General features: G+C 76.7%; 24 protein-coding genes. 13 read left to right on the top strand and 11 right to left on the bottom strand.

Annotation, left to right across the window (positions count from 1 at the left end; translation table 11 throughout):
* Positions 1-6 precede the first annotated feature (6 nt).
* Positions 7-1,212, bottom strand: coding sequence for an LLM class flavin-dependent oxidoreductase (locus tag ET526_RS15915; RefSeq protein ID WP_135468807.1), 1,206 nt, complete (start codon positions 1,210-1,212; stop codon positions 7-9).
* Between the two features lie 133 nt (positions 1,213-1,345).
* Between ET526_RS15915 and ET526_RS15910 the strand changes: the two genes are divergently transcribed.
* Both ET526_RS15910 and rsmA read left to right on the top strand, forming a co-directional pair.
* Entirely contained in the window at positions 1,346-2,665 is a 1,320-nt protein-coding gene (locus tag ET526_RS15910) for a peptidylprolyl isomerase (RefSeq protein WP_135468805.1), read from the top strand.
* Positions 2,658-3,488, top strand: a complete 831-nt coding sequence (gene rsmA, locus ET526_RS15905) for a 16S rRNA (adenine(1518)-N(6)/adenine(1519)-N(6))-dimethyltransferase RsmA (protein ID WP_192898704.1) — start codon at positions 2,658-2,660, stop codon at positions 3,486-3,488. The genes ET526_RS15910 and rsmA overlap by 8 nt, the downstream gene beginning before the upstream one ends.
* 112 nt (positions 3,489-3,600) lie before the next feature.
* On the opposite strand, the gene ET526_RS15900 is transcribed toward rsmA, so the two are convergent.
* Together ET526_RS15900 and aceA are read right to left on the bottom strand one after the other, a co-directional pair.
* A complete protein-coding gene (locus tag ET526_RS15900) occupies positions 3,601-3,813 on the bottom strand; it encodes a hypothetical protein (RefSeq protein WP_135468802.1) in 213 nt (70 codons plus the stop codon).
* Between the two features lie 59 nt (positions 3,814-3,872).
* Entirely contained in the window at positions 3,873-5,243 is a 1,371-nt protein-coding gene (gene aceA / locus ET526_RS15895) for an isocitrate lyase (RefSeq protein WP_135468800.1), read from the bottom strand.
* Between the two features lie 141 nt (positions 5,244-5,384).
* Here aceA and ET526_RS15890 point away from each other — a divergent pair, with 141 nt between their 5' ends.
* Positions 5,385-6,782: a helix-turn-helix domain-containing protein gene (locus ET526_RS15890; RefSeq protein WP_135468798.1), complete on the top strand. Its 1,398-nt coding sequence runs from the start codon at positions 5,385-5,387 to the stop codon at positions 6,780-6,782.
* Positions 6,783-6,830: 48 nt separating this feature from the next.
* On the opposite strand, the gene ET526_RS15885 is transcribed toward ET526_RS15890, so the two are convergent.
* The 3 genes from ET526_RS15885 to ET526_RS15875 are packed head-to-tail and all read right to left on the bottom strand — an operon-like array spanning position 6,831 to position 10,086.
* Entirely contained in the window at positions 6,831-7,427 is a 597-nt protein-coding gene (locus tag ET526_RS15885) for a nucleotide exchange factor GrpE (RefSeq protein WP_135468796.1), read from the bottom strand.
* A complete protein-coding gene (locus ET526_RS15880; protein ID WP_135468794.1) occupies positions 7,424-8,899 on the bottom strand; it encodes an ATP-binding protein in 1,476 nt (491 codons plus the stop codon). The genes ET526_RS15885 and ET526_RS15880 overlap by 4 nt, the downstream gene beginning before the upstream one ends.
* An 11-nt stretch (positions 8,900-8,910) precedes the next feature.
* The gene (locus ET526_RS15875) at positions 8,911-10,086 is read right to left on the bottom strand and encodes a penicillin-binding protein activator (RefSeq protein WP_135468791.1); all 1,176 of its coding nucleotides are present in this window, start codon (positions 10,084-10,086) and stop codon (positions 8,911-8,913) included.
* Between ET526_RS15875 and rsmI the strand changes: the two genes are divergently transcribed.
* The 3 genes from rsmI (at position 10,071) to ET526_RS15860 (ending at position 12,161) form a co-directional block, all read left to right on the top strand.
* The gene (rsmI, locus tag ET526_RS15870; protein ID WP_135468789.1) at positions 10,071-10,961 is read left to right on the top strand and encodes a 16S rRNA (cytidine(1402)-2'-O)-methyltransferase; all 891 of its coding nucleotides are present in this window, start codon (positions 10,071-10,073) and stop codon (positions 10,959-10,961) included. The two genes, ET526_RS15875 and rsmI, sit on opposite strands and share 16 nt — an antisense overlap.
* 68 nt (positions 10,962-11,029) lie before the next feature.
* Entirely contained in the window at positions 11,030-11,839 is an 810-nt protein-coding gene (locus ET526_RS15865) for a hypothetical protein (RefSeq protein ID WP_135468787.1), read from the top strand.
* Complete coding sequence (locus ET526_RS15860; protein WP_135468785.1) at positions 11,820-12,161, top strand: hypothetical protein; 342 nt, start codon at positions 11,820-11,822, stop codon at positions 12,159-12,161. The genes ET526_RS15865 and ET526_RS15860 overlap by 20 nt, the downstream gene beginning before the upstream one ends.
* Here ET526_RS15860 and ET526_RS15855 read toward each other — a convergent pair.
* Together ET526_RS15855 and ET526_RS15850 are read right to left on the bottom strand one after the other, a co-directional pair.
* Positions 12,136-12,768, bottom strand: coding sequence for a TIGR04282 family arsenosugar biosynthesis glycosyltransferase (locus ET526_RS15855; RefSeq protein ID WP_135468783.1), 633 nt, complete (start codon positions 12,766-12,768; stop codon positions 12,136-12,138). The genes ET526_RS15860 and ET526_RS15855 overlap by 26 nt on opposite strands.
* Positions 12,769-12,931: 163 nt before the next feature.
* Entirely contained in the window at positions 12,932-13,621 is a 690-nt protein-coding gene (locus ET526_RS15850; RefSeq protein ID WP_135468781.1) for a TIGR04283 family arsenosugar biosynthesis glycosyltransferase, read from the bottom strand.
* A gap of 73 nt (positions 13,622-13,694) precedes the next feature.
* Between ET526_RS15850 and ET526_RS15845 the strand changes: the two genes are divergently transcribed.
* On the top strand, positions 13,695-14,870 hold the full coding sequence (locus ET526_RS15845; RefSeq protein WP_135468779.1) for a PA0069 family radical SAM protein: 1,176 nt from the start codon (positions 13,695-13,697) through the stop codon (positions 14,868-14,870).
* An 89-nt stretch (positions 14,871-14,959) separates the two neighbouring features.
* Here ET526_RS15845 and ET526_RS15840 read toward each other — a convergent pair whose 3' ends face one another.
* Complete coding sequence (locus ET526_RS15840; protein ID WP_135468777.1) at positions 14,960-15,382, bottom strand: cupin domain-containing protein; 423 nt, start codon at positions 15,380-15,382, stop codon at positions 14,960-14,962.
* Between the two features lie 163 nt (positions 15,383-15,545).
* Between ET526_RS15840 and ET526_RS15835 the strand changes: the two genes are divergently transcribed.
* The 3 genes from ET526_RS15835 (at position 15,546) to ET526_RS15825 (ending at position 18,723) form a co-directional block, all read left to right on the top strand.
* The gene (locus tag ET526_RS15835; protein ID WP_135468775.1) at positions 15,546-16,169 is read left to right on the top strand and encodes a ribonuclease HII; all 624 of its coding nucleotides are present in this window, start codon (positions 15,546-15,548) and stop codon (positions 16,167-16,169) included.
* A 114-nt stretch (positions 16,170-16,283) separates the two neighbouring features.
* Positions 16,284-17,309: a site-specific DNA-methyltransferase gene (locus ET526_RS15830; RefSeq protein ID WP_135468772.1), complete on the top strand. Its 1,026-nt coding sequence runs from the start codon at positions 16,284-16,286 to the stop codon at positions 17,307-17,309.
* Between the two features lie 187 nt (positions 17,310-17,496).
* Positions 17,497-18,723, top strand: coding sequence for a M20/M25/M40 family metallo-hydrolase (locus ET526_RS15825; protein ID WP_135468769.1), 1,227 nt, complete (start codon positions 17,497-17,499; stop codon positions 18,721-18,723).
* 76 nt (positions 18,724-18,799) lie between these two features.
* On the opposite strand, the gene ET526_RS15820 is transcribed toward ET526_RS15825, so the two are convergent.
* Both ET526_RS15820 and ET526_RS15815 read right to left on the bottom strand, forming a co-directional pair.
* Entirely contained in the window at positions 18,800-19,324 is a 525-nt protein-coding gene (locus ET526_RS15820) for a biotin transporter BioY (protein WP_135468766.1), read from the bottom strand.
* A complete protein-coding gene (locus ET526_RS15815; RefSeq protein ID WP_135468762.1) occupies positions 19,321-20,439 on the bottom strand; it encodes an NUDIX domain-containing protein in 1,119 nt (372 codons plus the stop codon). Before ET526_RS15815 ends, ET526_RS15820 begins: the two co-directional genes overlap by 4 nt.
* 28 nt (positions 20,440-20,467) lie before the next feature.
* On the opposite strand from ET526_RS15815, the gene ET526_RS22430 reads away from it, so the two are divergent.
* The 3 genes from ET526_RS22430 to ET526_RS15800 form a co-directional block, all read left to right on the top strand.
* A complete protein-coding gene (locus ET526_RS22430) occupies positions 20,468-20,908 on the top strand; it encodes a DUF721 domain-containing protein (RefSeq protein ID WP_275668646.1) in 441 nt (146 codons plus the stop codon).
* Between the two features lie 71 nt (positions 20,909-20,979).
* Positions 20,980-21,699 (top strand): thioredoxin domain-containing protein, encoded by a 720-nt coding sequence (locus ET526_RS15805; RefSeq protein WP_135468757.1) that lies wholly within the window; start codon positions 20,980-20,982, stop codon positions 21,697-21,699.
* Positions 21,700-21,788: 89 nt separating this feature from the next.
* The coding region (locus ET526_RS15800; protein WP_158295610.1) for an AAA family ATPase at positions 21,789-22,606 on the top strand (818 nt) is incomplete at its 3' end.

Below are 22,606 nucleotides of genomic sequence, written 5' to 3'. Positions count from 1 at the left end.
GGCCGCCTACTCCGCCGCCGCGGGCCGCGCCACCTGCACGGCGTTCGGCCCGAAGCGCTCGCGGAACGGGGCGGTGTCGATCTCCTCGAGCTCGATCTCGCGCGCCAGCACTCCGCGCTTCCATGCCTGGTGCTCCGGCTCGCGGGCGTGGAACTCCGGCATCACCTCGCGCGCGAACAGCTCCAGGCTTTCGCAGATGTGCTCGTGGGTGTTGTTGCCGGCCTGGTTGAGCAGGATGACCTGGTCGATGTGCGAGGCTTCGAATTTGCGCAGCTTGCGCCTGAGCGTCTCCGGCGAGCCGATCAGCCCGCCGGAGAGGGCGCGCCGCACCGCCTCCGGGTTGGCGCGCTTCCAGGCCTCGTACTCCTCCCACAGGCTGACCGTGCCGGGCCTCGCCCGCTCCCGCCCCTTGGCGGCGTTGTAGTAGCGCAGCGCGAACTGGAAGAACGTCACCCCGTCGGCGCGGCGGCGCGCCTCCTCGTCGGTCTCGGCGCACATGAAGTAGCTGACCACGGCGATGTTCGGGTTCGCCTCGTACTCGGTGAGCTTCTCCTGCCGCTTGACGAAGCTGTTGTAGTAGGCGTGGACCCAGGCATGGGCCGCGTCGGCGCTGAGGAACTGGAAGCCGAGCGCGCCCATGCCGCGCCGCCCCGCCATCTCGATCGTCTCGAGCTGCGAGCAGGCGACCCAGAGCGGCGGGTGCGGGCGCTGCAGCGGCTTGGGCAGCACGTTGCGCAGCGGGAAGCGGAAGTGGGGGCCCTCGTACTCCCAGCCCTCCTCGCGCATCATCGGCAGGATGCAGCGCACCGCGTCTTCCCACACCGCGCGCTTCTCCTCCATCGTGCGGCCGAAGGGGGCGAGCTCGGTGATGCTCGCCCCCTCGCCGATGCCGAATTCCACGCGCCCGTCGCTCAGCAGGTCGAGGCAGGCGACGCGCTCGGCGACGCGGGCCGGATGGTTGGTGGTGAGCTGGATGATGCCGTGGCCGAGGCGGATGCGCCGCGTCCGCTGGCTGGCGGCGCCGAGGAACACCTCCGGCGCCGGGGAGTGGGAGTATTCCTCCAGGAAGTGGTGCTCCACCTGCCAGGCGTAGTCGTAGCCGAGCCGGTCGGCGAGCTCGAGCTGGTCGAGCGCGCGGTGGTAGAGGTCGCGCTCGCTGGTCGGGCCCCAGGGCCTTGGAAGCTGCAGCTCGTAGAACACGCCGAACTTCATGGACCTTCCCTCCCGCCTTCGTTCCGGGCGGGTGCCGCGCCCCGCCCCCGCGGCCACGCTGTTCCCCCGCGCCGGGCCCGTCAAGGGCGGGAGACACTAGCTTGGCCGGCGTCCGGCCGCTAAGCATCGGCCCATGCTCCGCCCGCTTCCCGGCGCCCGGCCCGCCGCCCTGCTGCTGGCCGGCCTGCTGCTCGGCCCCGCCCCGTCCGCCGCCCCGCCGGCGCATGCCCGGACCGCGCCCGGGGTCGCGGAGGCGCCGGTGGTGAACCGGATCGTCGCCGTGGTGAACGGCGAGGTCGTCACCCAGGGGGACGTGGTCGGCCGCGCCAGGCTGTTCGCGCTGAACGCCGGGATGCCGGTGGCGCCGGAGACGCTGGAGCGGCTCACCCCCCAGGTCGTGCGCCTCGTCATCGACGAGCGGCTGCGGATGCAGGAGGTGCAGCGCCGCCGCATCCCGGTCACCGACAACGACGTGGCCGAGGCGGTCAGGGAGCTCGAGCAGCGCAACAACCTGCCCCCCGGCGGGCTGCGCGCCCAGCTTCAGGCCCTCGGCGTGCAGCCGCGCGTGCTCTACGACCAGATCCGCACCCAGATCGGCTGGGCCAGGCTGCTCCGCCTGCAGCTCGGCCCGCAGGCGAACCCCTCCGAGCAGGAGGTGCAGGAGGTGATCCGGCGCGCCCAGGCCCGGATGGGCGAGCCCGAATACCTCGTCTCCGAGATCTTCATCCCCGTGGACGACCCCCGCAACGAGGAGGAGGCGCAGCGCTTCGTCCAGGAGGTGATCGGCCAGCTCCGCCGCGGCACCCCCTTCCCGGTGGCGGCCACGCAGTTCAGCCAGGCGCAGACCGCGCTGCAGGGCGGCGACCTCGGCTGGGTGCGCGCGGAGGACCTGGACGAGCCGGTGGCGGACGTGGTCCGGCGCATGCCGCCCGGCGCCATCAGCAACCCGATCCGCGTGCCCGGGGGCTACCAGATCGTGACCCTGCGCCAGAGGCGGGAATCGGGGCGGGACATCGCCACGCTGCTCTCGGTGCGCCAGGCCTGGTTCCCCTTCAGCACCCCGCTCGACCCCGAGAACCCGACGCGCCAGCAGCATGAGCAGGTGGAGCGCGCCCAGCGCCTGTCCCAGTCGGCGCGGAGCTGCGAGGCGATCGAGCAGGCGTCGCGCGGCACGGACCGGCCGGCCGATCCCGGCGTGATCCGGCTCGAGAACGTCACCCCGCAGCCGCTGCGGGCGCTGCTCGCGGGGCTCACGCCCGGCCGCGCCTCGCAGCCCATCATCACGCCGGACGGGGTCATCGTCATGATGGTCTGCTCGCGCGAGCAGCGGAACCTCGCCGAGCTGACGCCGGAGCAGGCGCGGGCGCAGCTCCTGCGCGACCGGGTGGAGAACCTGTCGCGCCAGCTCCAGCGCGACCTGCGCCGGCGCGCGCAGATCGAGATGCGTGTCTGAGCCGACCCTGCCCCCGCTGCGCGAGGTCGTCGCGCGGCACGGGCTGGATGCGCGGAAGTCGCTCGGCCAGCACTTCCTCCTGGACGAGGCGCTGTGCCGGCGCATCGCCGCGCTGGCCGGCGACCTCGCGGGGCGGCACGTGCTGGAGGTGGGGCCCGGCCCCGGCGGGCTGACGCGCGCGCTGCTGGCGGGTCCGGCGGCGGAGGTGCTGGCGGTGGAGCTCGACCGCCGCGCCGTGGCGGCGCTCGCCGGGCTGCAGGCGGCGTATCCCGGCCGGCTCAGGGTGGTGGAGGGGGATGCGCTGGCGCTCGACCCCGTGGCCGCCCTGCCGGCGCCGCGGCGCATCGTCGCCAACCTGCCCTACAACGTCGCCACGCCGCTGCTGGTCGGCTGGCTGCGCCGTGCCGCCGCCATCGAGGGCATGACGCTGATGTTCCAGCAGGAGGTGGCGGAGCGGATCTGCGCCGCGCCCGGCACCGCGGCCTATGGCCGGCTCTCGGTGCTGGCGCAGTGGCGCTGCCGCTGCGCGCTGCTGCTGCGCCTGCCCCCCGGCGCCTTCAGCCCGCCGCCCAGGGTGTGGTCGGCGGTGGTGGGGCTGACGCCGCACCCGGAGGATCCGGGCGAGGCGCTGTTCGGTGCCATGGAGCGGCTGACCGCGGCGGCGTTCGGCCAGCGGCGCAAGATGCTGCGCGGCGCGCTGCGCCCGCTCGGCGACGCGGAGGCGCTGCTCGCCGCCGCGGGCATCGCCGGCGAGCGCCGGGCGGAGACGCTGTCGGTCGGGGAGTTCGACCGCCTCGCCCGGACACTGCTGGCGCGGGGCTAGCGCCCGATCCGCGCCGGCGGGATCGCCGGAGCGGAAGCGTGATCCGCCGCGGCGGACCACGCCGCAGGGCGGGCCCCGTCCGGCAAGGCGGCGGGGATCCGCCCTGGCCGGCTCAGCGCCCGCTCATCCGCCCGCGTTCGCCGCAGGCCCAGTTGTGGGCGTGCACCAGGCCGTCGTCGTAGGTGGTCGGCTCCTCCGGATGCGTGCCCATCGCCTCGGCGATGCTGCGCCCGTTCATGCCGCCCTGCGCGGGGCGCGGCTTCTCCATCGCCCAGGCATGGCCGTGCACCAGGCCGTCGTCATGATCGTGCTGCTGGATGGACATGGCGTGCTCTCCGTTCCTGGTGGTGCCGGGGCGGCGCGGCGGGCGCCGCCCCGTCTCGCTCACTTCGCCGGGGCCGGCTGCCTCGCGCCGTGGCTCCCGCGCGTCTCCGGCGCGACGAACTGCGCCGCCTCGGTGCTGTGCTCCATCGCCGTGGTGCTGGCGCGGCCGCCCGAGGCCGCCATGGCCACGGCGTCGAAGTAGGAGACGCCCACCTCCCGCTGGTGGCGCACCGCGGTGAAGCCCTCCGCCTCCGCGGCGAACTCGGCCTGCTGCAGCTCGGAATAGGCGCCCATGCCGCGGTCGCGGTAGCCGCGCGCCAGCCTGAACATGGAGAGGTTCAGGCTGTGGAAGCCGGCGAGCGTCACGAACTGGAATTTGTAGCCCATGGCGCCGAGCTCGCGCTGGAACCTCTCCGCGGCCTCGACGCCCATCTTGCGCTGCCAGTTGAAGGAGGGCGAGCAGTTGTAGGCCAGCATCTTGCCGGGGAATTCGCGCTGGATCGCCTCCGCGAAGTCGCGCGCGTCGTCGAGGTCGGGGTCCGAGGTCTCCCACCACAGCAGGTCGGCATAGGGGGCGTAGGCCAGGCTGCGGGCGATGGCGTACTGCTTGCCGACGCCCGGCCTGATGCGGAAGAAGCCTTCCGGCGTGCGCTCGCCGGTGATGAAGGGCCGGTCGCGCTCGTCCACGTCGCTGGTCAGGAGCTGCGCGCTCTCCGCGTCGGTGCGGCAGAGCAGCACGGTCGGCACGCCCTCGACATCGGCGGCGAGGCGCGCGGCGTTGAGGGTGCGGATATGCTGGCTGATCGGCACCAGCACCTTGCCGCCGAGGTGGCCGCACTTCTTCTCGGAGGCGAGCTGGTCCTCGAAATGCACGCCCGCGGCGCCGGCCTCGATCATGGCGCGCATCAGCTCGTAGGCGTTGAGCGCGCCGCCGAAGCCGGCCTCGGCGTCGGCGACGATCGGCGCCATGTAGTGCGTCTGGTCGTCGGCCTTGCCCTCCAGACGCTCCAACGTCGCGATCTGGTCGGCGCGGCGCAGCGCGTTGTTGATCCGCCGCACCACCGCCGGCACGGAATCCACCGGGTAGAGCGACTGGTCGGGATACATGGTGCAGGCGGTGTTGGCGTCCGCCGCCACCTGCCAGCCGGAGAGGTAGATCGCCTTCAGCCCCGCCTTCACCTGCTGCAGCGCCTGCATGCCGGTGAGCGCGCCGAGGGTGTTCACGTAGGGCTCGGTCTTCAGCAGGTGCCACAGCCGCCGCGCGCCCATCTCCGCCAGGGTGTGCTTCACCCGGAAGGACCCGGCGAGCTTCGCCACCTCCGCCTCCGTGTAGTCGCGGCGGATGCCCTCGAAGCGGCGCGGATCCGGGGCGGGTCCGGAGGGGCCGGGGGCGCCATCGGGGGCGCGGCAGGGGGTGGGCAGTGGACGCATCGGGCAACTCCTGATCGGGTCCGGGTTGCGTCAATAATTCACATTGCGTCGCCGAAGTTCAGCCGCTTCATTGGCTTGGGCAATGCAAAGCGGTGAAGACGTTCACGCCGCCCGTCAGAAAAGAGTAAAGGATGTAAAGCGATGTCCCGCCCGCTCATCGGCCGCACCATCCGCCGCCTGCGCATGGAGAAGGGGTTGGCGCAGCAGGCCCTGGCGACGCGGCTTGGCATCTCCGCGAGCTACCTGAACCTGATCGAGCACGACCAGCGCGCCGTCACCGCCTCGCTGCTGATCAAGCTGACCCAGGCGCTGGAGGTGGACATCGCCACCCTCTCCGGGCAGCGCGAGCGGGCGCTGGAGAGCGGGCTGCGCGAGGTGCTCTCCGACCCCATGCTCGGCCTCGAGGAGGTGCCGGAGCAGGAGGTGGCGCAGCTCGCCGCCGGCGCGCCGAACGTCGCCCGCGCCGTGCTCGCCCTCTACCGCGCCTGGCGGGTGGCGCGCGAGGATTCGGGCGGCATCGCGCTGCCCACGGGGCGGCGTGTGCTGCTGCCGACGGAGGAGGCGCGGGACTTCTTCCACGACCGCGCCAACCACTTCCCGGCGCTCGAGGCCGCCGCCGAGGCGATCGGCGCCGAGCTCGGCGCCGCGCCGGCGGAGATGAACCACGCGGTGGCGGAGCGGCTGCGCCGCCGCCACGGGCTGAAGGTGACGGTGGGGCCGCTGCCCGGGACGCTGCGCCGCTACGATCCGGAGGCGCGGCGCCTCGACCTCGCCGAGACGCTGCCGCGCGAGAGCCGCGGCTTCCACCTCGCCTTCCAGCTCATGCTGCTGGAGGCGGGGGAGGCGGTGCGCGCCGCCATGGCCGGGTTCGAACCCTCGAGCCCGGAGGCGGCGCAGCTCATCGGCATCGGCCTCCTCAACTACGCCGCCGCGGCGCTGCTGATGCCCTATGCGCCCTATCTCGCCGCGGCGCGGGAGCTGCGCCACGACGTGGAGGCGCTGGCGGCGCGCTTCGGCGTCAGCTTCGAACAGGCGGCGCACCGCCTCTGCACCCTGCAGCGGGAAGGGGCGCGCGGCGTGCCCTTCTTCTTCCTGCGCGCGGATCCGGCCGGCAATGTGGACAAGCGCTTCTCGGCGGCGGGCTTTCCCTTCGCCCGCTTCGGCGGAAGCTGCCCGAAATGGGTGGTGCACCAGGCCTTCACCACGCCGGGGCAGATGCGGGTGCAGGTGGCGCAGCTCCCCGACGGCGCCGCCTTCCTCTGCTTCGCGCGCACCGTGCAGGGCACGCCGGCGCGCTGGGGGGAGCCGCCGCCGGTGCATGTGGTGGCGATGGGCTGCGACATCGCCCGCGCGCCGGAGGTGATCTACGCGACCGGCCTCGACCTCGAGGGAGCCATGGTCGGCATCGGCCTCTCCTGCCGGCTGTGCGACCGCGCCGACTGCCGCAGCCGCGCCTTCCCCCCGCTCGAGCACCGGCTCTCGCTCGACCCGCTGGTGGAGGGCGCGGCACCCTGGCGCTTCGAGCCGCAGCGGCGCTGACCTTCCGGCCGCGCCCCGCGATCCGCTCCGGGGCGGACGGAAAATGCCCTATTGCGGCGCCGCCTCGTCCCCGGCGCGGCCGGCCACCACCACCATGGCCGGCTTGAGCAGCCGCCCGTTGAGCGTCCAGGCCGGGGTCCAGGCCTGCAGCACCGTGCCCGGCGCCACCCCCGCGGGCGCCGGCTGCTCGGCCATCGCCTGGTGCAGTTCGGGGTCGAAGGGCTGGCCCGCCGCGTCCTGGCGGCGAATGCCGTGGCGTTCGAGCATGGCGAGGAAGCTCCGCTCCACCCCCTCGAAGCCGTCGCGCAGCTTGCGGAGGAGGTCCGGCTCCTCGGGCTGCGCCGGGGGCAGGGCGTCGAGGCCGCGGCGGAGGTTCTCCGCCGCCTCCACCACGTCGCGGGCGAAGCGCTGGATGGCGAAGTTGCGCGCGTCCGCCACCTCGCGCTGGCTGCGGCTGCGCAGGTTCTGCAACTCGGCCTCGGCGCGCAGCCAGCGGTCCTTCATCTCGGCGAGTGCGGTCTCGAGGGCGGCGATGCGTTCCTCGGGGGCCTGCGGCGGCGCGTCGGGCGGGGCGGCGTCCTGCGCCGCCGTGCTCGGCGCCTCCGCGGGCGTGGGCCCCTGCGGGTTCTCGGCTGGGTCGCTCATCGGCTCTGCGTCTGTTCGGGGAAGGCCCCGCCGTGCGGGGCCGCTCGGGAAGGAGGTAGTCGCTGCCGCGCCGCGGGGCAACCTGCGCCCGCCGGCGCGGCCGGCAGCCAGACGCGGAAGCTGCTGCCCACCCCCTCCTCGCTCTCGATCAGGAGCTGGCCACGGTGGCGGTTGACGATGTGCTTGACGATCGCAAGGCCAAGCCCGGTGCCGCCGGCGCTGCGCGAGCGTCCCTTGTCCACGCGATAGAAGCGCTCGGTCAGGCGCGGCAGGTGCTCGCGCGGGATGCCGGGGCCGTCATCCGTTACCGAGAGCAGCGCGCCCGGGCGCGCCGGCAGGCGCGGGGGGCCGCCCTCCGCCTGCGCCACGGAAAGCCGCACCTGCCCGCCCTCCCGCCCGTGGCGCACCGCGTTCTCCAGCAGGTTGCGCACCACCTGCGCGACCTGCTCGGCATCCGCCGGCGCCGCCTCCACCGTCTCGTCGAGGTCGAGGGAGAGGGCGACGCGGCGCCGGCGCAGCAGCGGCTCCAGCGCCTCCGCCTCGGCCCGCGCCACGGCGGCGAGCGGCACGCGCCCGGTCGGCGGCTGGTGCTCCGTCAGCTCGATGCGCGAGAGGCCGAGCAGGTCGTCGATCAGCCGCCGCATGCGGTCGGACTGCTCGGCCATGATGGCGAGGAAGCGCCGCCGCGCCGCCGGGTCGTCCTCGGCCGGGCCGCGCAGCGTCTCGATGAAGCCGATCAGGCTGGCGAGCGGGGTGCGCAGCTCGTGGCTGGCGTTGGCGACGAAATCGGCCCGCATCCGCTCCACCGCCCGCGCCCGGGTGCGGTCGGAGAGCACGATGACGAGGCGCCCGCCCTCGGACAGCGCGGGGTCGATCGGCGTCACCTGCGCGGCGATGTCGCGCGTCACCGGCACCGGCAGGGTCAGGTCCACCGCCTGCGGACGCCCCTCGCCCAGCGCCCGGTCCACCGCGCCGGCGAGCACGGGGTGGCGCAGCAGCGCCTCCACCTCGCCCCCGCGCAGCCCGGCACCAGTGCCGAACAGCGCCCGCGCCGCGGCGTTGGCGCGCAGGGGCGCACGGTCCTCCGAGAGCACCAGCAGCGGGTCCGGCAGGCTCTCCAGGATCGCCTCGTCGGCGCGGCGCAGCCGCTCCAGCAGCGCCGTCCGCTCCTCCAGCCCGCGGGCGAGGCGCCCGGCCGCCTCGGAGACCTCCCGCACCGTCGGCAGCAGCGCCAGCGCCCCGGCGGGCGGCTCCAGCCGCCCCCCCTCCGCGGCGGCGCGGCGGAGCGCCTCTGCCAGCCGCGCCAGGCCGCCGACCCAGAGCCGCGCCAGCAGCAGCGCCGCGAGCGCAATGGCGCCGAGCGCGGCGAGCCCCGGCCCCGGCGCCGCCCACCCCGCCGCGAGCAGGATGCCGAGCGCGGCGAGCGGCACGCCGCCGATCAGCAGCGCCGCGCGCAGCACTGGCCCGGTCATGCGCCCCTCCGTCAGCTTCCGGCGACGGGCGGCACCGGCGCAGGCTCGACCAGCGCCGGCTCGCCCGAGGGGTCCACGGCGAGAATGGCGAGGCCGCGCCGCGCCAGCCCGTCCGGCAGCAGGCGGATCGGGCCGTCAGCGCCCATCATCGCCTCCCCGACCGGGGGCTGGCCGAAGCCGTCGCGCACCGTGCGCGCGGCAAGCGCGGTGGCGTCGTAGGCAACGCCGGCGAGCCGCGGCGGCCGCTCGCCGAAGGCGCCCTGGTAGCGCGCCTCGAAGCGCTGCCGCGCCGCCGGGTCGGGGCCGGGGAACCAGGCGCCGTGGAGCGCCGGCTCCTGCGCCAGCGTGCGGTCCTGCAGCCAGAGCGCGGTGCCGAGCAGCCGCGCCGGGCGCGGCAGCGCGGCGGCGAGCGCCGCGGCGGCGGCCCGCGCCCGCTCCCCCGCCTCGCCGAGCAGCACGGCGTCGAGCCCCTCCGGCCCGGCCAGCCCGGCCAGCTCCTGCGCCGCCGCCGCCGCGTCACCGCGCGGCGGGTGCAGCACGGTGACGGGCGCGGGCAGGCCGGCCAGGGACAGGCGCGCGCGCAGCGCCGCGGCGAGGCGGCGGCCGAACTCGTCGTCCGGGGCAAGGAGGCCGAAGCGCCGCGCCCCGCGCGCCGCTGCCGCCTCGGCCATGCGCTCCGCCTGCTCGGCCGGGGTGAGGCCGAGCACCCAAACCCCCGGCGCGGCCTGGGAGGCATCGCTGGTGAAGGCCAGCAGCGGCGCCCGGGCGCCGCGGGCGGGGCCGGCGGCGGCGGCGGTCTCGCCGAGCGTCAGCGGCCCGGCGAAGGCGCGGGCGCCCTCCCCGAGGGCGGCGCGCGCCGCCTCCGCCGCGCCGGCGGGGGTGCCGCCGGTGTCGCGCGGCAGCAGCTCCACGCGCGGGTCCTGCTGGTCGAACAGGGCGAGCTGCGCCGCGTTCAGCATGGCCTCGCCGAGGGCGCGGTTGCCCCCGCTCAGCGGCAGCAGCAGCCCGACGCGCTCGCGCGCGATGGCGGGCTGGGCGGGCACGGCCACCGGCGGGGCGTAGCCCGGTGCCGGCAGCACGACCCGCGGCCCCAGGGGTTGCGGCGCGCAGGCCGCCAGGGGCAAGAGCAGGGCGAGCAGCAGCCCCGCCCAGCGGCGCGGCGGCATGGAGCATGACGGACCTGGCAAGCGAACCTCCCGATTCCCCGGCGGCCTCGCCGGGCCTGACGCTGGTGGCGACGCCGATCGGCAATCTCGGCGACCTCTCTCCCCGCGCGCTCGCGGCCCTGCGCGGGGCCGACGCGGTGCTGTGCGAGGATACGAGGGTAACCGGCGCCCTGCTGGCAAGGCATGGCATTTCGGCGACGCTGCTTCCCCTGCACGAACACAACGAGGATGACCAGATCCCCCGCGTGCTGGAGCGGCTGCGCGCCGGACAGCGCCTCGCCCTCGCTTCCGATGCCGGGACGCCCCTGGTCTCCGACCCCGGCTACCGGCTGGTGCGGGCGGTGATCGCCGCCGGCCTGCCGCTCGGCGCCATCCCCGGACCGAGCGCGGCGGTGATGGCGCTGACGCTCTCCGGCCTGCCGCCGCACCCCTTCCTGTTCGCGGGCTTCCTGCCGGCGCGGGCGGGGCCGCGGGCGGCGGAGCTCGCGCGGCTGCGCGCCGCCGAGCGGGCCGGCCTCTCCGCCACCCTGGTCTTCTACGAATCCCCGCACCGCCTGGGCGAGGCGCTGGCGGCGATGGCCGGGGCGCTCGGCGGCGACCGTCCGGCGGCGGTGGCGCGGGAGCTGACCAAGCGCTTCGAGGAGGTGCGCCGTGCCAGCCTAGCCGAGCTCGCCGCGCACTACGCCGCGGCCGAGGCGCGGGGCGAGGTGGTGGTGGTGGTTGGTCCGGCGCCGGAGGAGCGGACCGGAGAGGCGGAGCTGGACCGGCGCCTGGGCGAGGCGCTGGCCGCGGGGATGAGCCTGCGCGACGCCGCCGCCGCGGTCGCCGCGGCAACCGGCCTGCCGCGCCGGCAGGTCTATGCGCGGGCACTGGAGATCGGGCGGGAGCCCGGCTGAGGGCGCGCGGCTGGACAGGCCGTCCGCCGCGGCGCGAGGCTGCGGCGGGAAGCGAGGGAGGATGGCGGATGGCACGCGGCGGGAAGCCCTCCCGGGCGCCGATCGCGCGGCTGCGGCAGGTGATGGCGGCGATCGAGGAACGCCTGCCGGAGGCGCAGGAGCGCTGCTTCGGCGCCAGGGAGGCCGGCGGCGCGCGCCGCCTCGCCCCGGCCGGGGAGGCGCTGGCGCTCTCGCCGGCCGATGCCCGGGGCGTGCCGGCGCCGGAGGGGTCGGAGCCGGCGCTGGCGCTGTGGCAGCAGGCGGTGGCGGCGGGCACGGTTGCGGTCGGGCCCGGCGCCTTCCCCGAGGATGCGGGCGACGTCCGGGGCCTCATCGAGACGCGCCCCCGCCTGCGCGCCCGCCACGGCCTGGCGCGGAAGCTGTGCCGGCACCGCCGGCACGAGGCGGCGGCGGATCTGCGCGACATGCGGCGCCTCAACCCCGACGACACCCGGGGGGTGCGCTACCTGCTGATGGGCTGGCCGCTCGGCCGCGACGCCGAGGCGGCGGCGCTGCACGCCCGGTACGCCGGGGACGGCTATGCCGGCTGGCCCTACGACGCCGCGCCGCTCGCCTTCCGCCGCCATGGCGAGGGGGCGGCGGCGCTGGCCCGCGCGGTCGGGGCCAACCCGCACCTGCCGCCCCCGCTGACCGGGCAGGCGCCGACGCCGAAGGCGCTGCCCGGCGCCTATGCCTGGGGCAGCCGGGAGGAGGCGCGGCGCGTCGCCGAGGCGGCGCGCACCGCCTGGGAGGCGACGCCCGGGCCGCTGGACTGGCTGCGTCGCCACGCCCCGGCGCCGCCGCGAAAGGGGCACCCGCATGCCCGGCCCGGCGCCTGACCCGGAGCGGGCGCGGCGGCGGGTGCTGTGGATGAACCTGCTCTTCGCCGCCGGGCTGGCGCTGGTGCTGCCCTGGTTCGCCGCCGGGGTGCTGGCGCACTGGTGGGGGCCGGCCAAGGGCACGCTCTGGTCCTCGCACCACGCCTATGGGGTGCGCACCTTCTGGTTCGGGCTGCTCGGCATGCTGGCGCCGGTGGCGGCGCCGGTCGTGGGGGTGCCGCTGCTGGTGATCGTCTGGCTGTGGTGCGCGGCGCGGATGGTGCGCGCCTTCCTCGCCTGGGACCGCGGGGACTGGATCATGGATCCCGGGCGGTTCGTGTAGGGCGGATCGCGGGGGGCGGGCGCCCTGGCCGCGCACCGGAAGGGCGCAGCGCGGCGAGGTCGGCGGCGGTGTCCACATCGCGCAGCCGGCGCAGCAGCACGACGCGGCGGTGGCGGAAATTCGCCAGCGTGTCGGCCAGCGCGTGCTCCGTGGACCAGCGCACGCCGGCGAAGGGCCGGGCGGGGCGGCGCGGGCCGAGGCCGACCAGCCAGTAGCCCCCGTCCTCGGCCGGGCCGAACACCGCCTCGGCGCGGCCGAGGGCGCGGAAGGCGGCGGCGATGTCCTCCGCGCCGAGGCCGGGGATGTCGCTGCCCACCAGCACCGCGCGCCGGTGGCGGAAGAGGGCGCGGCGCATCCGCGCGCCGAGGTCGCCCCGCCCCTGCGGCAGGCGCGGCAGCGGCGCCGGCCAGCGGGCCCGGGCGTGGTCGGGCGTCACCGCCAGCACGGTGCGCCAGCGCCGGTCGCGCCCGAGGCGGCGGCAGAGCGCGGCGAGCTGGGTGCGGTAAAAGCGCAGCGCCGCCAGCGCGCCGATGCCGCGGGCGAGGCGCCGCTTCACCGCCCCGAGCCGGGGGGCGCGGGCGAACAGGATCAGCGTGTCGCCCCTCATGCCGGAGCCCGCGGAGCGTGCCGGATCCGCGCCGGTGCCCGGATGCGCCGGGCATCGGCGCCGCCGGCGCCGGGTGCCGCCGCGCGCCGCCGCGCGCCATGCCCGCTGGAGCCGCCCCGCGGCGGCCCGGCCGGCCGCGGGGGGCGATCGGCGGGGGCTGACCTCATCCGTAGACCCGCCGGATCAGGCCGGGCGGCACGCCGAGGAACCAGAGCGAGAGGCAGAGCAGGTTGCGCGCCGAGCGGCGGCGCCAGCCCTCGCGCCGCCAGCGCTCGGCCGAGGTGGTGGCCGCCACCGGCAGGGCGGCAAGGCGGCGGCGGCCGAGGCGGCGCACCAGGTCCACATCCTCCATCAGCGGCAGCGGCCGGTAGCCGCCCACCTGCTCGTAGAGGGCGCGGGAGAGCAGCAGCCCCTGATCGCCGTAGGGCAGGCCGAGGACGCGGCAGCGCCAGGCGACCCGCCGCTCCAGCCGCCGCGCCTGCGGCGAGGGGTCGTCGAGGGCGAAGGCGAAATGGGCGGCGCGCCCGGCATTCGCCGGCTCGGCCATGAAGGCGCGCGCGGCCGCCGCCCAGCCCGGGGCGGGGCGGGTGTCGGCGTGCAGGAACAGCAGCCAGGCGCCGCGCGCCGCCGCCGCCCCGGCGGCGAGCTGCACGCCGCGCCCGGGCGGGGAACGGATCAGGCGCGCTCCGGCGGCGATGGCAACCTCTGCGGTTCGGTCTCGGCTGCCGCCATCCGCCACCACCAGCTCCGCCCCCGCCTCGGCGCAGGCGGCGAGGGTGGGGCCGAGGCACTGCGCAGCGTTCAGGGTGGGCAGGACGATGGACAGGGTTTGTTCAAGCGTCGCCTTAACCAACTGTTCTCATTTCGTTCTTGACGGCCGGGCCCGGGTCCCGGCAGGATTGCCCGAACGGAGGAGGAACATCGCCATGGCCGACCGCCCGCCCCCGCCCGCGCGCGAAGGAGACACCCTGCTGGCCGGCGCGCGCAAGGGCCGCGGCGCCCTCTCCAACCCACCGGTGCGCTTCGAGAGCACGGCGCGGGAGGCCTTCGACGACGGCTGGGGCAGCCTCGCGGCGCTGGCCGGGGCGGAGGCGTCGGGCCCCGAGGCGCCGCCGGGCGCCGGGGAAAGCCCGCTGCCGCCGCTGCCGACCACGCTGCTGCGCGATGCCGCGCGCACCGCCATGGCCTGGAACGATTCGCCCGACATCGGCTTCGACCGCTCCCTCAACCCCTATCGCGGCTGCGAGCATGGCTGCGTCTACTGCTACGCCAGGCCGACCCACGCCTGGCTCGGCCACTCGCCGGGGCTCGACTTCGAGACCCTGCTCTACGTGAAGCCGGACCTGCCGGCGCTGCTCGAGAAGGAGCTGCGCCGGCCCGGCTACGTCCCCCGCCCGGTCGCGCTCGGCGCCAACACCGACCCCTACCAGCCGGTGGAGCGGCGGCTGCGGCTCACCCGCGCGGTGCTGGAGGTGCTGGAGCGGTTCGGCCATCCCGTGACCGTCGTGACCAAATCCGCCGGGGTGCTGCGCGACCTCGACATCCTGCGCCGCATGGCGGCGCGCGGCCTCGCGCATGTCTGCCTCTCCGTCACCACCCTCGACGCGGCGCTGGCGCGGCGGATGGAGCCGCGGGCGGCGAGCCCGGCGCGGCGGCTGGCCGCGATCGGCGCGCTGGCCGGGGCCGGCGTCCCGGTCGGCGTGCTCGCCGCGCCGATGATCCCGGCGATCAACGACGCCGAGCTCGAGCGCATCCTGGAGGCGGCCGCGGAGGCCGGCGCGACGCGGGCGGGCTATGTGCTGCTGCGCCTCCCGCTCGAGGTGGCGCCGCTCTTCGAGGAGTGGCTGCGCGCCCATTTCCCCGACCGCGCGGCGCGGGTCCTGTCCCTGATCCGGCAGAGCCGGGGCGGCGCGCTCTACGACAGCCGCTTCGGCCGGCGCCAGAGCGGCACCGGCGCCTATGCCGCCATGCTGGCGGCGCGGTTCCGCCTCGCCTGCGCGCGCTGCGGCCTGAACCGCGCCGATCCGGCCCGCCAGCCGCTCGACTGCGGGCAGTTCCGCGTGCCGGAGCCGGACGGCCCGGCGCAGCTCGCCCTGCTCTAGAGCCGTTTCCACTCGGCTGCGGGTGCGGGAACGGCTCCAGCCCATTGCTTGCGGGGCAAAGTCACGCTTCCGGCCGTCCGCGATCCGCTCTAGCCGTTTGTCCGCCTGCCCTCGGTGAAGAATTCCTGCCCCGCGGCGAAATGGTTGGGCTTCATGAAGACCGAGAGGATCACCGCCCCCTCCGGCGCGCGGGCGACATGGGTGCTGCCGGGCGGGCGCCAGACGAACTGGCCGGGGCCGCACTCCCCCTCCTCGTCCACGAAGCGGCCTTCCAGCACATAGGTCTGCTCGAGAGCGGTGTGCTCGTGCAGCGGCACCTCGGCGCCGGGGTCGAGCCGGAACAGGATGGTGGACATGCCGCTCGCCGGGTCGCTGTAGAGCAGCTTCATCCGGATGCCCGGGAAGCGCGTCTCCTCCCAGGGCATGTTCGGCGCGTCCACGAAGACCGAGGGCGGGGCGGGCTCGTCGGCGAGCAGCCGCCGGCGCCGGGGTGCGGCCGGGGTGTCGGGCATGGCGCGTCTCCTCCTGCGGAGGTGGAGCCTGCGCCCGCGGCCGGCCCGGCGGCAACCGCAATCCGCGCCGGCGGACATGCCCGCGGCGGGCTTCACTCCGTTCGCGGAGCGGGGGCGCCCGCGGCCGGTTCCGGCCGCGCGCGATCCGCCCTAGGCTCGCGCCATGCCCGATTTCAGCCTGGAAGCGATGGCCGGCGGCCGTGTCGCGGGGGTGGACGAGGCCGGGCGGGGGCCGCTCGCGGGCCCGGTGCTCGCCGCCGCCGTGGTCTTCCCGGGCGGCGTGCCGCCCGCCCTCGCCGGGCTGCTCGACGACAGCAAGCGCCTCTCCGCCGCCGCGCGCGAGGCCGCCTTCGCGGCGCTGCGCGAGGCCGCCGCGCTCGGGCGCGCGGAATGGGCGCTCGGCGCCGCCTCGGCGGCCGAGATCGGGCGGCTGAACATCCTGCGCGCCACCCATCTCGCCATGGCGCGGGCGGTGGCGCGACTGCCCCGCTTGCCGGACCTCGCCCTGGTGGATGGCAGCCAGCCGCCCCGCCTGCCCTGCCCGGTGCGCTGCGTGACGGGGGGCGACGGCCTCTCGCTCTCCATCGCCGCCGCCTCCATCCTCGCCAAGGTGGTGCGGGACCGGGCCATGGCGCGGCTCGGCGCGCGCTGGCCGGCCTATGGCTTCGCCGAGCATGCCGGCTACCCCACCCCCCGGCACCGGGCGGCACTGGCCCGGCACGGGCCCTGCCCGCATCACCGCCGCGGCTTTTCCCCCGTGGATCAACTGCTTCCACGCTCCGGTTGACGCGGCGACTCGCGACGGCGATGCTGTCGGGGGGGTTTTCTCAGGGGGATTGTCGTGGGAACGGGGCTTGATCTGCCCCTCGACCAGATCCTGGTCGGGGACGCGGTTGAGTTGATGCGGACCCTGCCGCCGGCCTCGGTCCACGCGATATTCGCGGATCCCCCCTATAATCTCCAGTTGAAGGGCGAACTGCGCCGGCCGGATGATTCGCTGGTGGACGGGGTGGACGAGGCCTGGGACCGCTTCGACGACCTCGCCGCCTACGACGCCTTCACCCGCGAATGGCTGACCGAGGCGCGGCGGGTGCTGCGCAAGGACGGCACCATCTGGGTGATCGGCAGCTACCACAACATCTTCCGCCTCGGCGCGGCGCTGCAGGATCTCGGCTACTGGATCCTGAACGACGTCATCTGGCGCAAGGCGAACCCGATGCCGAATTTCCGCGGCCGGCGCTTCACCAACGCGCATGAGACGCTGATCTGGGCGGCGCGGGGGCCGGAAAGCCGCTACCGCTTCAACTACGCCGCCATGAAGTCGCTGAACGACGACCTGCAGATGCGCAGCGACTGGTTCATCCCGCTCTGCACCGGCGCCGAGCGGCTGCGCGACGGCAAGGGCGCCAAGCTGCACCCGACCCAGAAGCCGGAGGCGCTGCTGCACCGGGTGATCCTTTCCTGCACCGCGCCGGGGGAGGTGGTGCTCGACCCCTTCCTCGGCACCGGCACCACGGCGGCGGTCGCGAAGCGCCTCGGCCGGCGCTACATCGGCCTCGAACGCGAGGAACGCTACGCCGATGCCGCCGCCGCGCGCCTCGCCGCGGTGCGGCCGCTGGAGGAGGCGGCGATCCAGACCACGCCGGCGAAGCGCGAGCAGCCGCGCATCCCCTTCGGCGCGCTGGTGGAGCGCGGCCTGGTGCCCGCCGGCACGGTGCTGACCGACCGCGCGCGCCGCTGGCAGGCGACGGTCGGCGCCGACGGCTCGATCCGCTGCGGCCGCGCCCAGGGCTCGATCCACCAGGTCGGCGCGGCGGTGCAGGAGGCGCCCTCCTGCAACGGCTGGGCCTTCTGGCACGTGGTGGCGCCGGGCGGGCGGCTGCGCGTGCTGGACGAGTTCCGGGCCGAGGCGCTCGGCGGGGGCTGAGCGGCGCCACGGATGCGCTCGCGCGCCGGCGCGATCCGCCAGGGCGGCCGATCCACCGCTCCGGCGCTGCCGCCCGCGCGGCTCAGGCGGCGCGGCGCCATCGCCGCCGCGGCCCCGCCAGGGCGCCACGGCTTGACGCGGCCGGCCCTCTCTCCTGATCTGCGCCAGCCACATCGCCGGGGCCGCCGTGCCGCACTCTCCCGAAGCCCAGATCGCCGCCCTCCTCGCCGACCCGCGCTTCCGCGCCGCCGTCGCCACGCTGGAGCGCGAGCATGACCGCCTCGTCGAGGACATCGTCACCCTCACCGAGATCCCGGCACCCCCCTTCGGCGAGGCGGCGCGCGCCGCCGCCTACCTGGAGATGCTCCGCGCGCACGGGCTCGAGGAGGTGGAGCAGGACGCCGTCGGCAACGTGATGGGGCTGCGCCGCGGCGCCGGCGGCGGCGCGGTGGTCTGCGTCGCCGCGCATCTCGACACCGTCTTCCCCGCCGGCACCGAGGTGCGGGTGCGGCGGGAGGGGACGAGGCTGTTCGCCCCGGGTGTCGGCGACGACACGCGCAGCCTCGCCGTGCTGCTCGCCTTCATCCGCGCCCTCGACGCCGCCGGCATCCGCACGCGGAGCGACCTGCTCTTCGTCGGCGACGTGGGGGAGGAGGGGCCGGGCGACCTGCGCGGCGTGCGCCACCTCTTCACCGAGGGGCGCTGGCGCGGCCGCATCGGTGCCTTCTTCACCGTGGACAGCCCGGAGGTGGAGCGCATCGTGACGGGCGGCATCGGCTCGCGCCGCTTCCGCGTCACCTTCCGCGGCCCGGGCGGGCACAGCTTCGGCGCCTTCGGCCTGGTGAACCCGGCCTACGCCATGGCGCGCGCCGCGCTGGCGCTGGCCGGGACGGAGGTGCCCGAGGACCCCCGCACCACCCATTGCGTCAGCCTGCTCGGCGGCGGCACCTCGGTGAACGCCATCCCCGACGCGGTGTGGATGGAGGTGGACCTCCGCTCCCAGGACGCCGCCACCCTCGCCGCGCTGGAGCGGCGCTTCCGCGCCGGCGTGGAGGAGGCGGTGGCGGCGGAGAACGCGGCCCGCTCGACGCGCGAGGGCGCGATCACGGCGGAGATCGCCCTGATCGGCGACCGCCCCGCCGGGAGTACGCCGCCCGGAAGCGACATCGCGCGCCTCGCCGCCGCCGCCGTCGCGGCGCATGGCTACGCGCCCGCCTTCGAAGCCTCCTCGACGGATGCGAACATCCCGATGAGCCTCGGCATCCCCGCCATCCGGATCGGCTCCGGCGGCAGGGGCGGGCGGGCGCACTCGCTCGAGGAGTGGATCGACGTCGAGAAGGGGGAGAGCGTGCGCGGCATGTCCGCGAGCCTCGCCGCCATCCTCGCCGTGGCGGGGATGGCGGAGGCCGCGTGAGGCGCCGGCCCGGATGCCCGGCGCGGCCGGGCACCCGCGCGGCCTCGGCGCCGGCCCGGAACCGGTGCCGCCCGCCTCAGCGCCGCGCCGCGCGCAGCACCGCGAAGGCCAGGGCGGTCTTCACCGCCGTGCCCGGCAGGAACACGACGAAGCCCGCCATCCAGGCCCGCTCCAGCCCGACGAAGCCGGCGAGCCACAGCACGCCCGGCACGAACAGCGCGAGATGCGCGGCGAGCAGCAGCGCCGCCTGCCGCCAGGGGCCGCCCCGCGCCGCCTGCCCGGCGATCCAGGCCGCCGGCAGGAAGCCGAGCAGGTAGCCCGCCGTCGGCCCGGCCAGCACCGCCGGCCCGCCCGCGCCACCGGCGAAGACCGGCAGCCCCATCGCGCCCTCGGCCAGGTAGAGCGCCACCGCCGCGACGCCGAGCCGCGCCCCGCCGAGCGCGCCGAGCAGCAGCACGGCGAGGCTCTGCAGGGTCGCCGGCACCGGCCAGAGCGGCAGGCTGACCTGCGCGCTGGCCGCGAGCAGCGCCGAGCCGAGCAGGGCGAGGCCCCAGAAGCGCAGCGCGGCGCGGGCGCGGGGGGCGGCGAGGACCTGGTTCATGCATGCGTCTCCATGGAAGGGGGCGCCGCCTCTCTCACGGCGCCCGCCTCCTCGGCAAGGGCCAGCAGCCGACGCATCGCCGTGGGCAGCGCCGCCGCGGCCCCGGCGAGGGGGCGCGCCTCCATCCCCGCCGGCGGGTCGAGGCGCGGCACCTGGGCCGCGAACAGCGCCATCTCCAGCACGAAATGGGTGAAGCCGTGCCGCGCCGCGCCGGGCAGGCGACGCCAGGCGAGGCCGGGGATCGGCGCCGCGGCCAGGGCCTCCGCCTCCTGCCAGGGCGCCTCCCGCCAGGGCGTGCCGGGGATCTCCAGCATGCCGCCGAGCAGGCCGCGCGGCGGGCGGCGGCGCAGCAGCACCGCGCCCGCGGCATCGGTCAGCAGGAAATGCGCGCCGTGGCGCAGCGGTCGCGCCCGCTTCGGCGCCCTGCGCGGCAGCGCGGCCTGGAGGCCCGCGGCCTGCGCGCGGCAGTCCCCGCGCCAGGGGCAGAGCGCGCAGGCCGGCGCGGCCGGGGTGCAGAGGGTGGCGCCGAGGTCGAACAGCGCCTGGGCGAAGTCGCCCGGCCGCGCCCGCACCGCCACGTGCTCGAGGAAGCCCCGCGCCAGGGCGGCGAGGCGGGGCCGCGCCGCGGGCAGCGCCTCCTCGACCGCGAAGAGGCGCGCCACCACCCGCTCCACATTGCCGTCCACCGGCACCGCGGGCGCGCCGAAGGCGATCGCGGCCACCGCGGCGGCGGTGTAGGCGCCGATGCCGGGCAGGGCGCGCAGCCCCGCCTCCTCGCGCGGGAAGCCGCCCGCCGCCGCCACCGCGCGGGCGCAGGCGTGCAGGTTGCGGGCGCGGGCGTAGTAGCCGAGGCCCGCCCACTCCTCCATCACCTCCGCCTCTTCCGCCGCCGCCAGCGCCTCCACGGTCGGGAAGCGGGCGAGGAAGCGGCGGAAGCGCGGGGCCACCGCCGCCACCGTGGTCTGCTGCAGCATCACCTCGGAGAGCCAGATGCGGTATGCTTCGGGCGGCGCCCCGCCGGGCGGGGCGCGCCAGGGCAGGTCGCGGCGATGCCGGTCGTACCAGGCGAGCAGGCGGGCAGGGTCGGGGCGGGCGGCGGGATCGGGATGCATCATGGCAGAGGATAGGGAGGATCGGCGTTTCATGGGCGGGCCCCGGCCGCTTGGCGCGCTGGTGCCGCGGCTGACCCGCCCCGCCTTCAGGAAGCGCAGCCCCGCCGGCGCCCAGCTCATGGCCGACTGGGCGGAGGTGGTGGGGCCGGCGCTGGCTGCCGTCACCGCGCCGCGCCGGCTCTCCGGGGGAACGCTGACCATCGCCTGCGCGGGGCCGGTGGCGCTCGAACTCTCCCACCTCGCCCCGCAGCTCGCCGCGCGCATCAACGCCCATCTCGGCCGGCTGGCGGTGGAGCGGCTGCGCTTCGTGCAGCAGGCCGCGCCCCCGGCGCCGCGCGCCGCCGCCGGCGCGCCGCCCCCCGCCGCGCCGCTGCCCGAGCCGGTGGCGGCGGCGCTCTCCGGCGTGCCGGAGGGCGAATTGCGCGCGGCGCTGGCAAAGCTGGCGCGGGGCGTCTATCGGAGCCGCGGATGAGTTCCCGGGGCGAGTCGCGCGGCCCTCACCCGCCGCGGCCCCTCCGCCTGCCGCGCCATTCCGGAGGAACGATGCGCTTCCGCCGCCGACCCTTCCTCGCCGCCCTCGCCGCCGGCACCCTCGCCCCCGCCGCGCTCCGCGCGCAGGACCCGCCGGCGCGGGACGCGGCGGCCGAGGAGCCCCGGGCACAGGACCCCGGGGCGCAGGATCCGCCGGCGCCGCAGCAGCGGCCCGAGGCGCCGGCCCCCGATCCGCGCTTCGCGGAGCGCGCCGCCGGCAGCGCCGAGGCGCCGGTGACGGTGCAGGAGTTCTTCTCCCTCACCTGCAGCCACTGCGCCGCCTTCCACCGCGACACCTGGCCGCAGGTGCGGCGGGAGCTGGTGGAGACCGGGCAGATCCGCTGGATCTGGCGCGACTTCCCGCTCGACCGCGTGGCGCTGCTCGGCGCCATGGTGGCCCGCTCCCTGCCGCCCGAGCGCTACGAGGGCTTCGTCGGCACCCTGCTCAAGAGCCAGGACCGCTGGGCCTTCGCCCGCGACCCGGCGGAGGAGCTGGCGCGGCTCGCCGCCCTGGCCGGCATGGACCGCGCCCGCTTCGAGGCCGTGCAGCGCGACGAGGCGCTGGCGCGCGGCATCCTCGAGAGCCGCGCCGCCGCCGAGAGCGAGTACCGCATCCAGGCGACGCCGAGCTTCGCCTTCCGCGGCCGCGCCGCCGCCCGGCCGGTGATGCATTCGGGCAATCTCAGCTTCGACCGCTTCCGCGCCCTGGTCGAGGAGGCGAGGCGGGCTTGAGCGGGGCGGAGGGGGCGGAGGGCGCGGCGCTCGCCGGGGAGGAGCCGGAGGCCGCCCCGGCCTTCCTCCGCGCCGCGCCGCGCGCCAGCCTGACGCGGCTGCGCATCGCCGGCTTCAAGAGCTTCGCCGAGCCGGCCACGGTCGAGGTGCTGCCAGGCCTGACCGGCATCGTCGGCCCGAACGGCTGCGGCAAGTCCAACGTGGTCGAGGCGCTGCGCTGGGCGATGGGCGAAACCTCGGCCAAGTCCATGCGCGGCGGCGAGATGGAGGACGTGATCTTCGCCGGCACCGCCACCCGGCCGGGGCGCAACCTGGCCGAGGTGACGCTGCTGCTGGAGGAGGCCGCCGGCCTCGCCCCGCCGCCGCATCATGAGGCGGCCGAGCTCGAGATCTCCCGTCGCATCGCTCGCGGCGAGGGCTCGACCTTCCGCATCAACGGGCGCGAGGCCCGCGCCCGCGACGTGCAGACCATGTTCGCCGACATCGGCTCGGGCGCCCGCGCCTCCGGCATGGTCAGCCAGGGCCGCGTCGCCGCCATCATCGGCGCCAGGCCCGAGGAGCGGCGCGCGGTGCTGGAGGAGGCGGCCGGCATCGCCGGGCTGCGTGCCCGCCGCCACGAGGCGGAGCTCAAGCTCCGCCAGGCCGAGGCCAACCTGACCCGGGCCGAGGATCTGCTCGGCCAGCTCGACGCCCAGCGCCAGGGCCTGGCGCGGCAGGCCCGGCAGGCCAACCGCTACCGCAACCTCTCCGGCCTGGTGCGCGAGGCGGAGGCCGAGTGGCTGGCCCTGCTGCGCGCCCGCGCCCGCGCGGCGCTCGCGGCCGCGCAGGCCGAGTTCGACGCCGCCCTGGCCGCGACGCGCGCCGCCGAGGCCGGGGCGGAAGCCGCCGCCCGCCGCGCCTTCGCCGC

This window comes from Crenalkalicoccus roseus (genome assembly GCF_004761865.1).
In the GTDB taxonomy this organism is placed as follows: domain Bacteria; phylum Pseudomonadota; class Alphaproteobacteria; order Acetobacterales; family Acetobacteraceae; genus Crenalkalicoccus; species Crenalkalicoccus roseus.
The sequence above is the reverse complement of the archived record's forward strand: the minus strand, read 5'-3'. Positions and strand labels throughout refer to the sequence as shown.

What these genes read in the sequence shown, in the direction of transcription:
- ET526_RS15900 (WP_135468802.1), bottom strand. Translation starts at nt 3,813, where the DNA reads ATGTCCATCCAGCAGCACGATCATGACGACGGCCTGGTGCACGGCCAT.
- aceA (WP_135468800.1), bottom strand. Translation starts at nt 5,243, where the DNA reads ATGCGTCCACTGCCCACCCCCTGCCGCGCCCCCGATGGCGCCCCCGGC.
- rsmI (WP_135468789.1), top strand. Translation starts at nt 10,071, where the DNA reads ATGACGGACCTGGCAAGCGAACCTCCCGATTCCCCGGCGGCCTCGCCG.
- ET526_RS15835 (WP_135468775.1), top strand. Translation starts at nt 15,546, where the DNA reads ATGCCCGATTTCAGCCTGGAAGCGATGGCCGGCGGCCGTGTCGCGGGG.
- ET526_RS15860 (WP_135468785.1), top strand. Translation starts at nt 11,820, where the DNA reads ATGCCCGGCCCGGCGCCTGACCCGGAGCGGGCGCGGCGGCGGGTGCTG.
- ET526_RS15880 (WP_135468794.1), bottom strand. Translation starts at nt 8,899, where the DNA reads ATGACCGGGCCAGTGCTGCGCGCGGCGCTGCTGATCGGCGGCGTGCCG.
- ET526_RS15840 (WP_135468777.1), bottom strand. Translation starts at nt 15,382, where the DNA reads ATGCCCGACACCCCGGCCGCACCCCGGCGCCGGCGGCTGCTCGCCGAC.
- ET526_RS15805 (WP_135468757.1), top strand. Translation starts at nt 20,980, where the DNA reads ATGCGCTTCCGCCGCCGACCCTTCCTCGCCGCCCTCGCCGCCGGCACC.
- ET526_RS15915 (WP_135468807.1), bottom strand. Translation starts at nt 1,212, where the DNA reads ATGAAGTTCGGCGTGTTCTACGAGCTGCAGCTTCCAAGGCCCTGGGGC.
- ET526_RS15845 (WP_135468779.1), top strand. Translation starts at nt 13,695, where the DNA reads ATGGCCGACCGCCCGCCCCCGCCCGCGCGCGAAGGAGACACCCTGCTG.
- ET526_RS15910 (WP_135468805.1), top strand. Translation starts at nt 1,346, where the DNA reads ATGCTCCGCCCGCTTCCCGGCGCCCGGCCCGCCGCCCTGCTGCTGGCC.
- ET526_RS15815 (WP_135468762.1), bottom strand. Translation starts at nt 20,439, where the DNA reads ATGATGCATCCCGATCCCGCCGCCCGCCCCGACCCTGCCCGCCTGCTC.
- ET526_RS15885 (WP_135468796.1), bottom strand. Translation starts at nt 7,427, where the DNA reads ATGAGCGACCCAGCCGAGAACCCGCAGGGGCCCACGCCCGCGGAGGCG.
- ET526_RS15855 (WP_135468783.1), bottom strand. Translation starts at nt 12,768, where the DNA reads ATGAGGGGCGACACGCTGATCCTGTTCGCCCGCGCCCCCCGGCTCGGG.
- ET526_RS15865 (WP_135468787.1), top strand. Translation starts at nt 11,030, where the DNA reads ATGGCACGCGGCGGGAAGCCCTCCCGGGCGCCGATCGCGCGGCTGCGG.
- ET526_RS15830 (WP_135468772.1), top strand. Translation starts at nt 16,284, where the DNA reads ATGCGGACCCTGCCGCCGGCCTCGGTCCACGCGATATTCGCGGATCCC.
- ET526_RS22430 (WP_275668646.1), top strand. Translation starts at nt 20,468, where the DNA reads ATGGGCGGGCCCCGGCCGCTTGGCGCGCTGGTGCCGCGGCTGACCCGC.
- ET526_RS15890 (WP_135468798.1), top strand. Translation starts at nt 5,385, where the DNA reads ATGTCCCGCCCGCTCATCGGCCGCACCATCCGCCGCCTGCGCATGGAG.
- ET526_RS15820 (WP_135468766.1), bottom strand. Translation starts at nt 19,324, where the DNA reads ATGAACCAGGTCCTCGCCGCCCCCCGCGCCCGCGCCGCGCTGCGCTTC.